At 68.0% G+C, this 14,505-nt stretch carries 16 protein-coding genes; 3 read left to right on the forward strand and 13 right to left on the reverse strand.

What is annotated here, in order from left to right:
• Nucleotides 1-79 precede the first annotated feature (79 nt).
• The 7 genes from VV867_RS12695 to VV867_RS12725 all read right to left on the reverse strand — a co-directional run bounded on the left by VV867_RS12695 (nucleotide 80) and on the right by VV867_RS12725 (nucleotide 6,024).
• On the reverse strand, nucleotides 80-958 hold the full coding sequence (locus tag VV867_RS12695; RefSeq protein WP_109933392.1) for a peptidoglycan DD-metalloendopeptidase family protein: 879 nt from the start codon (nucleotides 956-958) through the stop codon (nucleotides 80-82).
• 66 nt (nucleotides 959-1,024) lie between these two features.
• On the reverse strand, nucleotides 1,025-1,660 hold the full coding sequence (locus VV867_RS12700) for a protein-L-isoaspartate(D-aspartate) O-methyltransferase (protein WP_099049128.1): 636 nt from the start codon (nucleotides 1,658-1,660) through the stop codon (nucleotides 1,025-1,027).
• A 22-nt stretch (nucleotides 1,661-1,682) separates the two neighbouring features.
• Complete coding sequence (gene surE, locus VV867_RS12705; RefSeq protein ID WP_109933391.1) at nucleotides 1,683-2,441, reverse strand: 5'/3'-nucleotidase SurE; 759 nt, start codon at nucleotides 2,439-2,441, stop codon at nucleotides 1,683-1,685.
• Entirely contained in the window at nucleotides 2,429-3,487 is a 1,059-nt protein-coding gene (truD, locus tag VV867_RS12710; RefSeq protein WP_328566582.1) for a tRNA pseudouridine(13) synthase TruD, read from the reverse strand. The genes surE and truD overlap by 13 nt, the downstream gene beginning before the upstream one ends.
• Nucleotides 3,484-3,957: a 2-C-methyl-D-erythritol 2,4-cyclodiphosphate synthase gene (gene ispF, locus VV867_RS12715; RefSeq protein WP_109933389.1), complete on the reverse strand. Its 474-nt coding sequence runs from the start codon at nucleotides 3,955-3,957 to the stop codon at nucleotides 3,484-3,486. The genes truD and ispF overlap by 4 nt, the downstream gene beginning before the upstream one ends.
• A 56-nt stretch (nucleotides 3,958-4,013) precedes the next feature.
• Nucleotides 4,014-4,862: an S-formylglutathione hydrolase gene (gene fghA / locus VV867_RS12720; protein ID WP_089394575.1), complete on the reverse strand. Its 849-nt coding sequence runs from the start codon at nucleotides 4,860-4,862 to the stop codon at nucleotides 4,014-4,016.
• Between the two features lie 49 nt (nucleotides 4,863-4,911).
• A complete protein-coding gene (locus tag VV867_RS12725; protein WP_328566583.1) occupies nucleotides 4,912-6,024 on the reverse strand; it encodes an S-(hydroxymethyl)glutathione dehydrogenase/class III alcohol dehydrogenase in 1,113 nt (370 codons plus the stop codon).
• Between the two features lie 190 nt (nucleotides 6,025-6,214).
• Here VV867_RS12725 and VV867_RS12730 point away from each other — a divergent pair, with 190 nt between their 5' ends.
• The 3 genes from VV867_RS12730 (at nucleotide 6,215) to yedF (ending at nucleotide 8,614) form a co-directional block, all read left to right on the forward strand.
• Nucleotides 6,215-7,105 (forward strand): LysR substrate-binding domain-containing protein, encoded by an 891-nt coding sequence (locus tag VV867_RS12730; protein WP_275628961.1) that lies wholly within the window; start codon nucleotides 6,215-6,217, stop codon nucleotides 7,103-7,105.
• Between the two features lie 68 nt (nucleotides 7,106-7,173).
• Complete coding sequence (gene yedE / locus VV867_RS12735; protein ID WP_109935159.1) at nucleotides 7,174-8,400, forward strand: selenium metabolism membrane protein YedE/FdhT; 1,227 nt, start codon at nucleotides 7,174-7,176, stop codon at nucleotides 8,398-8,400.
• Nucleotides 8,366-8,614, forward strand: a complete 249-nt coding sequence (gene yedF, locus VV867_RS12740; RefSeq protein WP_009616683.1) for a sulfurtransferase-like selenium metabolism protein YedF — start codon at nucleotides 8,366-8,368, stop codon at nucleotides 8,612-8,614. The genes yedE and yedF overlap by 35 nt, the downstream gene beginning before the upstream one ends.
• A 428-nt stretch (nucleotides 8,615-9,042) precedes the next feature.
• On the opposite strand, the gene VV867_RS12745 is transcribed toward yedF, so the two are convergent.
• The 6 genes from VV867_RS12745 to VV867_RS12770 all read right to left on the reverse strand — a co-directional run bounded on the left by VV867_RS12745 (nucleotide 9,043) and on the right by VV867_RS12770 (nucleotide 14,497).
• Nucleotides 9,043-9,615, reverse strand: a complete 573-nt coding sequence (locus tag VV867_RS12745) for a hypothetical protein (RefSeq protein ID WP_109935160.1) — start codon at nucleotides 9,613-9,615, stop codon at nucleotides 9,043-9,045.
• 4 nt (nucleotides 9,616-9,619) lie between these two features.
• Entirely contained in the window at nucleotides 9,620-10,333 is a 714-nt protein-coding gene (gene ispD, locus VV867_RS12750; protein ID WP_328566584.1) for a 2-C-methyl-D-erythritol 4-phosphate cytidylyltransferase, read from the reverse strand.
• Nucleotides 10,330-10,608: a cell division protein FtsB gene (ftsB, locus tag VV867_RS12755; protein ID WP_024128518.1), complete on the reverse strand. Its 279-nt coding sequence runs from the start codon at nucleotides 10,606-10,608 to the stop codon at nucleotides 10,330-10,332. Before ftsB ends, ispD begins: the two co-directional genes overlap by 4 nt.
• 75 nt (nucleotides 10,609-10,683) lie before the next feature.
• Nucleotides 10,684-11,973 carry a phosphopyruvate hydratase gene (gene eno / locus VV867_RS12760; RefSeq protein WP_089394581.1) on the reverse strand — a complete coding sequence of 430 codons (1,290 nt, stop codon included), beginning with the start codon at nucleotides 11,971-11,973 and terminating at the stop codon, nucleotides 10,684-10,686.
• Between the two features lie 47 nt (nucleotides 11,974-12,020).
• Entirely contained in the window at nucleotides 12,021-12,866 is an 846-nt protein-coding gene (gene kdsA / locus VV867_RS12765; RefSeq protein WP_109935162.1) for a 3-deoxy-8-phosphooctulonate synthase, read from the reverse strand.
• Nucleotides 12,867-12,868: 2 nt separating this feature from the next.
• Nucleotides 12,869-14,497: a CTP synthase gene (locus VV867_RS12770; RefSeq protein ID WP_089394583.1), complete on the reverse strand. Its 1,629-nt coding sequence runs from the start codon at nucleotides 14,495-14,497 to the stop codon at nucleotides 12,869-12,871.
• Nucleotides 14,498-14,505: the final 8 nt, after the last annotated feature.

Here is a 14,505-nt window from a genome sequence, read left to right on the forward strand (position 1 = left end):
GAGTTCGACAACAAGCCCGGACGAATCCATATCCTTGGGACGTCCAAGCCCGCTCACCCACGCGGGATACGGCGGTCGATCAACGAGGTGGCAGGTATTGCAAGGGGTCCACGGGTTTGCCCTGACGGCGAATCTCGAAGTGCAGCTTCACCCGGTCCGTGCCTGTGGAGCCCATCTCGGCAATGCTCTGCCCGACTTTGACCTGTTGCCCTTCCCGAACGAGCAGCCTGCGGTTGTGGCCGTAGGCACTCACGTAGGTATCGCTGTGCTTGATGATCACGAGTTCGCCGTAGCCCCGCAAACCACTACCGGCGTACACAACCGTGCCATTCGACGCAGCCAGGACAGGCTGGCCCAATTGCCCGGCTATATCAATCCCTTTATTCAAACTGCCGTTTGATGCAAAGCGGCCTATCAAAGTGCCATTGGTCGGCCACATCCAGCCCTCCGCGCCCTTGCCCGAAGCCTGGGAAGGAGCACTGCTGGCGGGGGGTGTCGTATTGCTGACGGTGGCCGCGGGCGCGGGCTTGGCCGGTGCCGGAGAACCGGCGGTGGGCTTGCCGGCCACCACTGGCACGACGGACGGCGCGGTTTTGGCGACCACCGGCTGTGCCGCCGTACTGGAGCCGGCACCGCCGAAACGAATGGCCTGCCCCGGGCGGATGGTGTAGGGCGGCGGGATGTTGTTGTGCGCGGCCAGGGCCTTCCAGTCCCAGCCGTAGCGGAAGGCGATGGAGTACAGGGTGTCGCCGCGGCGCACCACGTACTGGCCGCTGGTGGTCGCCGGCGTGCGGTCGGCCTGGTTGCGGTCGACCACCTTGACCTTGCCCCCGGAGGAGGATGCGCAGGCCGCGAGCAGGGAACAGAATGCTGCCGCCAGCAGCAAGCGGACGCCGCTCCGAATCCAGATCCATTGTTTCTGGGCCGCGATAGGGCTCACCCCTTCCCCCTTATCCATCGAATATGTGCCCGGCATCTCGCCGTTATGCTCCCCCTGGCCGTGCGACGGCGCTCCCGCCGCCGCTCAGCCCAGGGGGCCGTTGAGCAGGGGAACGAAGCGCACCGAGTCCAGCACGCGCCGGTCGAATCCGTCGCCGGTGCGCTCGATCAGCATCAGTTGCTGCACTTCGCCGCTGCCCACCGGGATCACCAGGCGCCCGCCCGGCGCCAGTTGGTCGAGCAGCGCCTGCGGGACCTCGGCGGCTGCCGCGGTGACGATGATACCGTTGTACGGTGCCAGCGCCGACCAGCCTTCCCAGCCATCCCCCCAGCGAAAGACAACATTTCTCAGGTTTAGCTCCGCAAGTCGCTCCTTGGCGCGGTCCTGCAGGGCCTGAATCCGCTCGACGGAGAACACCCGCTCGACCAGTTGCGCCAGCACCGCGGTCTGGTAGCCGGAGCCGGTGCCGATCTCCAGTACCTTGTCCAGGGGGCCGGCGGCCAGCAGCAGTTCGGTCATCCGCGCCACCATGAAGGGTTGCGAGATGGTCTGATTGTGGCCGATGGGCAGCGCCGTATCCTCGTAGGCGCGGTGCGACAGCGCCTCGTCGACGAACAGGTGGCGCGGCGTGCGGCGGATCACCTCGAGCACCCGGGCGTTGGACAGGCCTTCCTCGTACAGGCGCTGGATCAGCCGTTCGCGGGTACGCTGGGAAGTCATGCCGATACCGCGGCGACTCAGTTCATCGGCCATGGTCCAGCCCTCCGATCCAGTCCTGCAGTCCATTGAACGCCTCGCGGAAGGTTCGGTCCAGTTGCAGCGGCGTGACCGAGACGTAGCCCTGCATCACCGCATGGAAGTCGGTGCCCTCGCCGCCGTCCTCGGCGTCGCCGGCCGCCGCGATCCAGTAGCCTTCGCGCCCCCGCGGGTTGACCACCCGGACCGGCGCCGCGGCGCGCTTGCGATGGCCCAGGCGGGTCAGCTGGATGCCGCGGATGCGCTCCAGCGGCAGGTTCGGGATGTTGACGTTGAGCACGGTGCGCGGCGGCAGCTCGAGCCGCTCGTGGTTCTGCACCAGCAGGCGGGCGAAGTGCATGGCGCTGTAGAGGTTGTCCGGCTGGCGCGAGAGCAGCGAGAAGGCGAACGCCGGGCGCGCCAGGAAGCGGCCCTCGATGGCGGCGGCCACGGTGCCGGAATAGAGCACGTCGTCGCCCAGGTTGGCGCCCAGGTTGATGCCCGAGACGACCATGTCCGGCAGCGTCTCCAGCAGGCCGTTGAGGCCCAGGTGCACGCAGTCGGTCGGCGTGCCGTCGATGCCGATGAATCCATTGCTCAGCCGCTGCGCGTGCAGCGGCCGGTCCAGGGTCAGCGAGCTGCTGGCGCCGCTGCGATCCTGTTCGGGAGCGACCACCACGCATTCGGCATCTTCGCTCAGCGCGTCGTAAAGCGCGGCGATACCGGGTGCGTTCACCCCGTCGTCGTTGGCAATCAGTATGCGCATGGGTTTTCCGTTTGCCCTGCCGGTACCAGCTCGACCAGCTCGCGCACGACGACGGTGGCGAAGCAGCCTGCCGGCAGGACGAATTCCAGTTGCAGAATGTCAGGGGCCGGATAATGCCATGCCAGGGCCTGGATGGGGAGGCGCAGGATGCGCCGTTCGTGCGCCAGATCAGCATTGCCCAGCCACTGGCAAAGCGCCACCTCCGCGGCCCCCACGATATTTTCCAGCTCGCCGCTGGCGTCGCCGGCCGGCGAGGCGCCCTGGCCCCAGAGCGGCCCGGTGGGGTGCAGGTCGAGGGCGGCCAGGCGCGGGTCGTCGCATTCCGCCTGGCCCGCCGGGAAGAAACTGCGGCTGTCGGTGAAGGCCAGCAGGTCGCCGACCTGGGCGCGGTTCCAGCTGCCGTCGGCCACCCGTCGCGCCAGCACCCGGTTGAACAGGTAGCTGCGCCCGGCCGAGAGCAGGCGCGAACGCAGGTTGCGCTGCCCGGGCAGGATGCCGCGCTCGGCACAGCTGCGGGCATCCACGACGTTGCCGCCGTCGAAGCCGAAGCGCTGGCTGCCGAAATAGTTGGGCACGCCCTCGGCAGCGATACACCGCAGCCGCTCGTCGAGTGCCTCATGCTCACCCTGCAACTGCGTCAGGCGCAGGGTGAAGCCGTTGGCCGCATGGGCGCCGCGCTGCAGCTTGCGCTGGTGGCGGGTGCGCTTGAGGATGCGCAGGCTGTCGTCCTCGGCCGCGGCCAGGTCGGGGTCGGCCTTGCCCGGCAGGTGCAGGCTGAACCACTGCCGCGTCAGGGCCTGGCGGTCCTTGAGCCCGGCGTAGCTGATCAGCCGCTGCGACACCCCGGCCGCACGGGCCAGGCGGCGCGCGGCCTCCTCGGTGTTCAGCCCGCGCTTTTCCACCCACAGCCAGAGGTGCTCGCCCTCGCCGGACAGCGGGATGTCCAGCACCTCGTCGACCTGGAAGTCCTCGGCCACCGCCTTGAGCACCGCGCGGCCGCAGGGCTCGCCATGGGCGCGCGGGCCCAGCAGCTCCAGTTCGGTCATGGACGGACCAGCAGGGCGACGGCGTGCACCGCGATGCCTTCCTCGCGCCCGGTGAAGCCGAGCTTCTCGGTGGTGGTGGCCTTGACGTTGACCTGTTCGATATCGACCTGCAGGTCCTCGGCGATGGCGGCGCGCATGGCCTCGATGTGCGGCGCCATCTTCGGCGCCTGGGCGATGATGGTGGCGTCGACGTTGCCGATCACATGGCCCTTCTCGTGCACCAGGGTCACCACGTGGCGCAGCAGCGCGCGGCTGTCGGCGCCCTTGAAGCGCGGGTCGGTGTCCGGGAAGTGCTTGCCGATGTCGCCCAGGGCGCAGGCGCCGAGCAGCGCATCGCTCAGCGCATGCAGCAGCACGTCGCCGTCGGAGTGGGCGATGAGCCCGAACTTGTGGGGAATGCGCACGCCGCCGAGGGTGATGAAGTCGCCCTCGCCGAAGCGGTGCACGTCGTAGCCATGGCCGATACGCATAGAAAAACGCCCTGAGTCAGTCAGGGCGTCGATTCTACCGGAAAGCCGCGGCGCCTTCAGGACAGCGCCCGCGCATGGTGGCGCAGGTGGTCGTCGATGAAGCTGGCGATGAAGTAGTAGCTGTGGTCGTAGCCCGGGTGCAGGCGCAGCTCCAGCGGGTGCCCCGCCGCTTCCGCCGCCTGGCGCAGGGCCTCGGGCTTGAGCTGGGTGGCGAGGAAGTCGTCGCGCTCGCCCTGGTCCACCAGGATCGGCAGACGCTCGCCGGCGCCGGCCAGCAGCTCGCAGGCGTCCCATTCGGCCCAGGCCTTGCGGTCCTCGCCCAGGTAGCGGCCGAAGGCCTTCTGGCCCCAAGGGCAGTCGCTGGGATGGCTGATGGGCGCGAAGGCCGACAGCGACTGGTAGCGCCCCGGGTTGCGCAGCGCGCAGACCAGCGCGCCATGGCCGCCCATGGAGTGGCCGGCGATGCCGCGGCGGGCGGAGACCGGGAAGTTGTCCTCGATCAGCGCCGGCAGCTCGTGCACCACGTAGTCGTGCATGCGGTAGTTGCGCGCCCAGGGCTGCTGGGTGGCGTTGAGGTAGAAGCCCGCGCCCAGGCCGAAGTCCCAGGCGCCTTCCGCGTCACCGGGCACCTCGGGGCCGCGCGGGCTGGTGTCCGGCGCCACTATCACCAGGCCCAGCTCAGCGGCCAGGCGCTGGGCGCCGGCCTTCTGCATGAAGTTCTCGTCGGTGCAGGTCAGCCCCGACAGCCAGTAGAGCACCGGCAGGCCGGCCTCGGGCTCGGCCTGGGGCGGCAGGTAGATGGCGAACACCATGTCGCAGCCGAGCGTCGGGGAATGGTGGCGGTAGCGCTGGTGCCAGCCGCCGAAGCTCTTCTGGCTGCTGAGCAGTTCGATGGATTCCGTCATGGCAGTCTCCTTGTGTCGCGAAGCCGGGGCCGTGGCCCCGGCGGCTCGATCAGTAGTGGATGACGGAGCGGATGCTCTTGCCTTCGTGCATCAGCTCGAAGGCCTCGTTGATCCTGTCCAGGCCCATGGTGTGGGTGATGAAGGTGTCCAGCGGGATTTCGCCCTTCTGCGCCTTCTCCACGTAGCTGGGCAGCTCGGTACGGCCGCGCACGCCGCCGAACGCCGAACCGCGCCAGACGCGGCCGGTGACCAGCTGGAACGGCCGGGTGCTGATCTCCTGGCCGGCGCCGGCGACGCCGATGATGGTCGACTCGCCCCAGCCCTTGTGGCAGCACTCCAGCGCCGCGCGCATCAGCTGCACGTTGCCGACGCACTCGAAGGAGTAGTCCACGCCGCCGTCGGTCATCTCGACGATGACGTCCTGGATCGGCTTCTGGTGGTCCTTCGGGTTGACGAAGTCGGTGGCGCCCAGTTCCCTGGCGATGTCGAACTTGGCCGGGTTGATGTCGACGGCGATGATCCGCGAGGCCTTGGCCATCCTGGCGCCGATGATTGCCGCCAGGCCAATGCCGCCCAGACCGAAGATGGCCACGCTGGCGCCCTCTTCCACCTTGGCGGTGTTGAGCACGGCGCCGATGCCGGTGGTGACGCCGCAGCCGAGCAGGCAGACCTTCTCCAGCGGCGCGTCCTTGGGAATCTTCGCCAGGGAGATTTCCGGCAGCACGGTGTACTCGGAGAAGGTCGAGCAGCCCATGTAGTGGTAGACCGGCTGGCCGTTGTAGGAGAAGCGGCTGGTGCCGTCGGGCATCAGGCCCTTGCCCTGGGTGGCGCGCACGGCCTGGCAGAGGTTGGTCTTGCCGGACTTGCAGAACTTGCACTCGCGGCATTCGGCGGTATACAGCGGGATCACGTGGTCGCCGACCTGCAGCGAGGTCACGCCCTCGCCCACCGCTTCGACGATGCCGCCACCCTCGTGGCCGAGGATGCACGGGAACACGCCTTCGGAATCCTGGCCGGACAGGGTGTAGGCGTCGGTGTGGCAGACCCCGGTGGCGACGATGCGTACCAGCACCTCGCCCTTCTTCGGCGGCGCCACGTCCACCTCGACCACCTGCAGCGGCTGGTTGGGGGCGAAGGCGACGGCGGCACGGGACTTGATCATCTCGGAACTCCTGGCGGGTTGATGCATGGGCCTCCGCCTGCGGGGCGGAAGCGGCCGGCGAAGGACGCCGGCGGAAACCGGGCGGCCCCGGCGAAAAGCGCGGGGCACAGCCTTGAAAGTGTAGAAAAGTGCCTGGAAAGAAATAATCAGGCAATAATCAAAACATTATTGCCATGCAGGGATAATCCAGATGAATCGCTGGGAAGGCCTCGACGAATTCGTCGCGGTGGCGGAAACCGGGCAGTTCACCGCCGCCGCCGAACGCCTGGGCGTCTCCTCCTCCCATGTCAGCCGGCAGATCGCCCGGCTGGAGGAGCGCCTGCAGGCCCGCCTGCTCTACCGCAGCACCCGGCGCGTTTCGCTGAGCGAGGCCGGGCAGACCTTCCTGCAGCACTGCCAGCGCCTGCAGGATGCCCGCGACGAGGCGCTGCGGGCGGTCAGCGACCTCTCCGCCGAACCCAAGGGCCTGCTGCGCATGACCTGCGCGGTGGCCTACGGAGAGCGCTTCGTGGTGCCGCTGGTGAATGCCTTCATGGCCGACTACCCGCAGTTGCGGGTGGACATCGAGCTGTCCAACCGCCAGCTCGACCTGCTCCACGAGGGGTTCGACCTGGCCATCCGCCTCGGCCGCCTGAGCGACTCGCGCCTGGTGGCCACGCGCCTGGCGCCGCGGGTGATGTACCTGTGCGCCACGCCCGGCTACCTGGAACACCACGGCGCGCCGCAGTCGCCGGCGGAACTGGCGCAGCACAACTGCCTGGTGGGTAGCAGCGACCTGTGGAGCTTCCTGGAGGACGGCCGCGAGACGCAGCACCGGGTCCAGGGCAACTGGCGCTGCAACAGCGGCCAGGCGGTGCTCGACGCCGCGCTGCGCGGCTTCGGCCTGTGCCAGCTGCCGGACTACTACGTGCTGGAACACCTGCGCAGCGGCCGCCTGGTCTCCCTGCTGGCGGACCATCAGCCGCCGAACACCGCGGTCTGGGCGCTCTACCCGCAGCAGCGGCACCTGTCGCCGAAGGTGCGCCAGCTGGTGGACTTCCTCAAGGATGGCCTGCAGCGCATCCACCCCGGCATGCCCTGAGGCAAGGCTGGTTCCGGCGATTCAGTTAAACTTGTCGTTTTACCCGCTACCCTGCCAAGGATGCCGTCATGCCCACTCTTGCCGCCTTCCGCGAACGCTACCTGCTGCGCTTCTGGTCGCCACTGCCGACGCTGGTCGCGCTCGGCGTCGCCTCCGCCTACTACTTCGCCCTGACCGGGACCTTCTGGGCCGTCACCGGGGAATTCACCCGCTGGGGCGGCCACGTGCTGTCCTGGTTCGGCGTGCCGGTGCAGGACTGGAGCTACTTCAAGATCATCGGCCTGCAGGGCACGCCGCTGGACCGCATCGACGGCGTGATGATCATCGGCATGTTCCTCGGCGCGCTGTGCTGCGCGCTCTGGGCCGGCAACGTCAGCCTGCGCTGGCCGACCAGCCGGCGGCGCCTGCTGCAGGGCCTGGTGGGCGGCATCGTCGCCGGCTTCGGCGCGCGCCTGGCCATGGGCTGCAACCTGGCGGCCTTCTTCACCGGCATCCCGATGTTCTCGGTGCATGCCTGGGCCTTCATGCTGTCCACCGTGATCGGCGCCTGGTTCGGCGTGAAGCTGAGCCTGCTGCCGTTCCTGCGCACGCCGCTGAAGGTCACCGGCAAGGCCGCCAGCCTGCCCGACGCGGCGAGCCTGGCCCGCCGCGCCAAGGTGCAATGGCGCCTGGGCCTGGCGGTGCTGGCCGTGGCCGCGCTGTTCGCCGCCTGGCGCTTCGAGGTGTCCCTGGTGCTGGGCCTGGCCACCCTGTTCGGCCTGCTGTTCGGCGGCCTGATCGAGCGCGCGCAGATCTGCTTCACCAGCGCCGCCCGCGACCTCTGGACCACCGGCAGGACCAAGGCAGCCTTCGGCATCCTGCTGGGCATGGCCGCGGCCTGCGTCGGCACCTTCGCGGCGATCCACCTGGGCGTGGCGCCGAAGACCTTCTGGATGGGCCCCAACGCGGTGATCGGCGGCGTGCTGTTCGGCATCGGCATCGTCCTCGCCGGCGGCTGCGAGACCGGCTGGATGTACCGCTCGATGGAAGGCCAGGTGCATTTCTGGGTGGTCGGCGTCGGCAACGTGATCGGCGGCACCCTGGTGGCGGTGTACTGGGATTCGCTGGGCAGCGCACTCGCCCTGCCCTATCCCAAGCTCAACCTGCTGCAGATCTTCGGCCCCGGCGGCGGCCTGCTGCTGACCTTCGCCGGCCTTGCGCTGTGCATGCTGCTGGTGCAGCTGAACGCCAACCGCTTCACCCGTTCGAGGAAAACCGCCAATGAGCGCGAACAAGACGCCGACGCTGTCGCTTGACCTGCGCGGCGAGCATTGCCCGTACAACGCCATCGCCACCCTGGAAACCCTGGAGACGCTGAAGCCGGGCGACCTGCTGGAGGTAGTCACCGACTGCTCGCAGTCGGTGCACGGCATCCCCGAGGACACCAAGCGCCACGGCTACAACTGCCTGGCGGTGGAGCAGCATGGCGCGCTGTTCCGCTTCCTCATCGAGGTGCCGTTGTTGGGGTGAAAGCGGCGGCAGGCGGCAGGCTGCAAGCGGCAGGCAAGAGCGAAAAGCCTGCCCCTGCGGAAGCGGACCTTGTCCGCGATAGTCGGACGTATCGGCGCGGTTCGCGGATGAGATCCGCTCCTACGCTGCCCCGCCACACCATCCCCCTGTAGGAGCGCGCCCTGCGCGCGATTCGCGGGCAGGGCCCGCTCCTACAATTGCCATGAGACACGGTATATCCCTCCCCCGTAGGAGCGGACCTTGTCCGCGATAGCCGGACGTATCGGCGCGGTTCGCGGATGAGATCCGCTCCTACGCTGCCCCGCCGCACCATCCCCTTGTAGGAGCGCGCCCTGCGCGCGAAATCGCGGACGGAGTCCGCTCCTACAGGTTGCCGTGCGGCATGGCGTTTCTCGTTCGCGATGGCCGGATATCCCGGCGCGCCGTCTCTAGGCCGAATCGCCACGGCTGGCATGGCGGCCGTGGCGGTGCAGGAAGGCGTGGATACGCCCGGGGAAGCGCGAACCGACCCAGGCGAACGCCAGGTACTTGAGCAGCTTGCCGGTGAAGATCGCCAGCAGCACGCCGGGATAGTGCAGCGGCACGTTGGACAGCACCACCAGCGCCGGCGTCTGCGGCAATGGCGAGATGGACACCAGGAACAGCGCCAGCAGGCCGTAGCGGTGGGTCCAGTCCATCACCCGCGCCCAGCTCGGGTCCTGCAGCAATTGCGGGAAGTGGGCGTACAGGCTGGCCCAGCCCATGTGGTGCAGGACGATCGTCAGCAGCAGGGCCCCCAGTGCGCTGCCCAGGGCGGCGCTCAGCGCTATGCCGGCCCAGCGCCGTGGCGCCACGAGGACCGCCGGCACCACCACGGAGGTGATCGGGTAGGCGGCGCTGCAGGTACCCAGCAGCGCCAGGCCCAGGCACAGCCAGGGCATGCGCCAGCCGTCGCCGGCCCAGCGCAGGATGCGGTGCAAGTCGCCTTCGAGCCTGGGCAGGAACCTCGCAAGGCGCTTCATGGTTTCAGCGTTTTCCGAAAGTCCGTTGCAGCCGCTGCAGGTCTTCCGGGGTGGTGACCTTGATGTTGTCGGCGCGGCCCTCGACCATCTTCGGCGCGCTGCCGGCCCACTCCATCGCCGAGGCTTCGTCGGTGATGGCGGCGCCCGCCACCAGGGCGTCGGCCAGGGCGCGGTGCAAGGCGCCGAGGTGGAACATCTGCGGCGTGTAGGCCTGCCAGACCACACTGCGGTCGACGGTTTCCAGCACCCGGCCATCGGCGCCGACGCGCTTGAGCGTATCCCGCGCCGGCACGCCGAGCAGGCCGCCCACGGCGTCGTTCTCCAGCTCGCCCAGCAGGCGGTCGAGGTCGCCACGGCTGAGGTTCGGCCGCGCCGCGTCGTGCACCAGCACCCAGTCGTCGCTGGCGGCACCCTGTTCGTTGAGCAGCAGCAGGCCGTTGAGCACCGAGTCGGCGCGCTCGCAGCCGCCTTCGGCGCGCAGGATGCGCGGGTCGGCGGCGCAGGGCAGCTCCGGCCACCAGGGGTCGTCAGGCGCCAGGCAAACCACCAGGCCCTTGAGCATGGGATGGCCGAGGAAGCAGTCGAGGGTGTGTTCGAGGATGCAGCGACCGGCGAGGTCGAGGTATTGCTTGGGGCGATCGGCGCGCATGCGCGAGCCAATGCCCGCGGCGGGGATCACGGCCCAGAAGGCCGGCAGGGAGATGTCGCGGAATTTCATTGCGCCAGCTGGTAGAGGGTTTCCTTGTCCTTGACCATGCCGAGCTCGTGGCGGGCACGCTCCTCGACCGTCTCGGTGCCTTTCTTCAGTTCCGCCACCTCGGCCTCGAGGATGCGGTTGCGCTCGAGCAGGCGCTGGTTCTCGCCCTGCTGGTCGGCGATCTGCTTCTCCAGCTCGCGCACCTGCGCCAGGCTGCCGTCCCCCACCCACAGGCGATACTGCAGGCCGGCGAGGCCCAGGAGCAGGACGAGGAACAGCCAGTAGGGGCTGCGCAGCTTACTGAGACGCAATTGTGGGCTCCATGTGCGAAGGGGTGGCTCCTGCCACCCCTTCACCGTACCAGACTAGCGTCAGCCGCGGAATTCCGCGCGACCACGGTACGGCGCCTTGGCGCCCAGCTGCTCTTCGATGCGCAGCAGCTGGTTGTACTTGGACACGCGGTCGGAACGGCACAGCGAGCCGGTCTTGATCTGGCCGGCGGCGGTGCCTACGGCCAGGTCGGCGATGGTGCTGTCCTCGGTTTCACCGCTGCGGTGCGAGATCACCGCGGTGTAGCCGGCGGCCTTGGCCATCTGGATGGCTTCGAGGGTCTCGGTCAGCGAGCCGATCTGGTTGAACTTGATCAGGATGGAGTTGCCGATGCCCTTCTCGATGCCTTCCTTGAGGATCCTGGTGTTGGTCACGAACAGGTCGTCGCCGACCAGCTGGACCTTGCCGCCGATCTTGTCGGTGAGGACCTTCCAGCCCGCCCAGTCGGACTCGTCCATGCCGTCTTCGATGGAGATGATCGGGAAGCGCTCGGCCAGGCCGGCCAGGTAGTCGGCGAAACCGGCGGCGTCGAACACCTTGCCTTCGCCTTCGAGGTCGTACTTGCCGTCCTTGAAGAACTCGCTGGAGGCGCAGTCCAGGGCCAGGGTCACGTCGTCACCCAGCTTGTAGCCGGCGTTGGCCACGGCTTCGGAGATGGCGGCCAGGGCTTCTTCGTTGGACGCCAGGTTCGGGGCGAAACCGCCTTCGTCGCCCACCGAGGTGCTCAGGCCACGGGCCTTCAGCACGGCCTTGAGGTGGTGGAAGATCTCGGCGCCCATGCGCAGGGCGTCGGCGAAGGTCTTGGCGCCGACCGGCTGGACCATGAACTCCTGGATGTCGACGTTGTTGTCGGCATGCTCGCCGCCGTTGATGATGTTCATCATCGGCACCGGCATGGAGTACACGCCCGGGGTGCCGTTCAGGTCGGCGATGTGCGCATACAGCGGTACGCCCTTGGCCTGTGCGGCAGCCTTGGCGGCAGCCAGGGACACGGCCAGGATGGCGTTGGCGCCCAGCTTGGCCTTGTTGTCGGTGCCGTCGAGTTCGATCATCGCCTGGTCCAGCGCCTTCTGCTCGACCGGGTCCTTGCCCAGCAGCAGGTCGCGGATCGGGCCGTTGATGTTGGCCACGGCCTTCAGCACGCCTTTACCCAGGTAACGGCTCTTGTCGCCATCGCGCAGTTCGAGTGCCTCGCGGGAACCGGTGGAAGCACCGGACGGGGCGCAGGCGCTGCCGACGATGCCGTTGTCCAGGATCACGTCCGCTTCAACGGTCGGGTTGCCGCGGGAGTCCAGGACCTCACGGCCCTTGATGTCGACGATCTTTGCCATTCTTGATAACACTCCGAAGATAGATAAACGGGGCGGGCTGGTGAGACTTAGGCGGTCTCGATGGTGGGGAAACTCTTCACCAGGTCGTCCAGCTGCTTGAGCTGGGACAGGAAAGGCTCGAGCTTGTTCAAGCGCAGGGCGCACGGACCGTCGCACTTGGCGTGCTCGGGGTCCGGGTGGGCCTCCAGGAACAGGCCGGCCAGGCCCTGGCTCATGCCGGCCTTGGCCAGGTCGGTGACCTGGGCGCGGCGGCCGCCGGCGGAATCGGCGCGCCCGCCCGGCATCTGCAGGGCGTGGGTGACGTCGAAGAACACCGGGTACTGGAACTGCTTCATGATGCCGAAGCCGAGCATGTCCACCACCAGGTTGTTGTAACCGAAGGAGGAGCCACGCTCGCAGAGGATCAGCTGGTCGTTGCCGGCCTCCTCGCACTTGGCCAGGATGTGTTTCATCTCCTGGGGCGCGAGGAACTGGGCCTTCTTGATGTTGATCACCGCGCCGGTGCGGGCCATGGCCACCACCAGGTCGGTCTGCCGCGAGAGGAAGGCCGGCAGTTGGATGATGTCGCACACTTCGGCCACCGGGGCGGCCTGGAAGGGCTCGTGGACGTCGGTGATCACCGGCACCTTGAAGGTCCGCTTGATCTCTTCGAAGATCTTCAGCCCCTCTTCCATGCCCGGGCCGCGGAAGGAGTGCATGGACGAGCGGTTGGCCTTGTCGAAGCTGGCCTTGAACACGTAGGGGATGCCGAGCTTCTCGGTCACCCGCACGTATTCCTCGCAGACCTGCATGGCCAGGTCGCGCGATTCCAGCACGTTCATGCCGCCGAACAGCACGAAGGGCAGCTCGTTGCCGATCTGGATGTCGCCGACGCGGATGATCTTCTGGGTCATGCTCAGGCCTTCCCGGCTTGCTTCAGGGCGGCGTTGACGAAGCCGCTGAACAGCGGGTGGCCATCACGCGGGGTGGAGGTGAACTCCGGGTGGAACTGGCAGGCGACGAACCACGGATGGTCCGGGGCCTCGACCACTTCCACCAGGGCGCCGTCGCCGGAGCGGCCGGAAATCTTCAGGCCGGCTTCCCGCAGTTGCGGCAGCAGGTTGTTGTTCACTTCGTAGCGGTGGCGGTGGCGCTCGACGATCACGTCCTTGCCGTAGCAGTCGTGCACCAGGGTGCCGGCTTCGAGCTGGCACTCCTGGGCGCCCAGGCGCATGGTGCCGCCCAGGTCGGAGGCCTCGGTGCGCACTTCGGTGGCGCCGGTGGAATCCTGCCATTCGGTGATCAGGCCGACCACCGGGTGGCCGCTGGCCTTGTCGAACTCGGTGGAGTTGGCGTCTTTCCAGCCCAGCACGTTGCGGGCGTATTCGATGACCGCCACCTGCATGCCCAGACAGATGCCCAGGTAGGGGACCTTGTTCTCGCGGGCGTACTGCACGGCGGTGATCTTGCCTTCCACGCCGCGCAGGCCGAAGCCGCCCGGGACCAGGATGGCGTCGGCGCCGTCGAGCAGGCCGGTGCCCTGCTGCTCGATGTCCTCGGAGTCGATGTAGCGCAGGTTGACCTTGGTGCGGCTCTGGATGCCGGCGTGGGTCATGGCCTCGATCAGCGACTTGTAGGCGTCGAGCAGTTCCATGTACTTGCCGACCATGGCGATGGTGACTTCGCGCTCGGGGTTGAGCTTGGCGTCGACCACCCGGTCCCACTCGGACAGGTCGGCCGGGCCGCACTCCAGGCCGAAGCGCTCGACGACGATGTCGTCCAGGCCCTGGGCGTGCAGCACCGAGGGGATGCGGTAGATGGTGTCGACGTCTTCCAGGGAGATGACCGCGCGCTCTTCGACGTTGGTGAAGAGGGCGATCTTGCGGCGCGAGGAGACGTCCACCGGGTGGTCGGAGCGGCAGACCAGCACGTCCGGCTGCAGGCCGATGGAGCGCAGTTCCTTGACCGAGTGCTGGGTCGGCTTGGTCTTGGTCTCGCCGGCGGTGGCGATGTACGGGACCAGGGTCAGGTGCATGAGCATGGCGCGGCGCGAGCCGATTTCCACGCGCAGCTGGCGGATCGCCTCGAGGAACGGCTGCGACTCGATGTCGCCGACGGTGCCGCCGACTTCCACCAGGGCCACGTCGGCATCGCCGGCGCCCTTGATGATGCGACGCTTGATCTCGTCGGTGATGTGCGGGATCACCTGCACGGTGGCGCCGAGGTAGTCGCCGCGGCGCTCCTTGCGCAGCACGTCCATGTAGACGCGGCCGGTGGTGAAGTTGTTGTTCTGGGTCATGGTGGTGCGCACGAAGCGCTCGTAGTGGCCCAGGTCGAGGTCGGTTTCCGCGCCGTCGTGGGTGACGAACACCTCGCCGTGCTGGAACGGGCTCATGGTGCCCGGATCGACGTTGATGTAGGGGTCCAGCTTGAGCATCGTGATCTTCAAGCCACGCGCTTCCAGAATGGCAGCCAAGGAAGCCGAGGCGATGCCTTTCCCCAATGAAGAAACAACACCACCCGTGACGAAGATGTAGCGCGTCATGAAAAGCC

The organism is Pseudomonas sp. JH-2, from assembly GCF_036231725.1.
Classification (GTDB): Bacteria; Pseudomonadota; Gammaproteobacteria; order Pseudomonadales; family Pseudomonadaceae; genus Pseudomonas; species Pseudomonas delhiensis.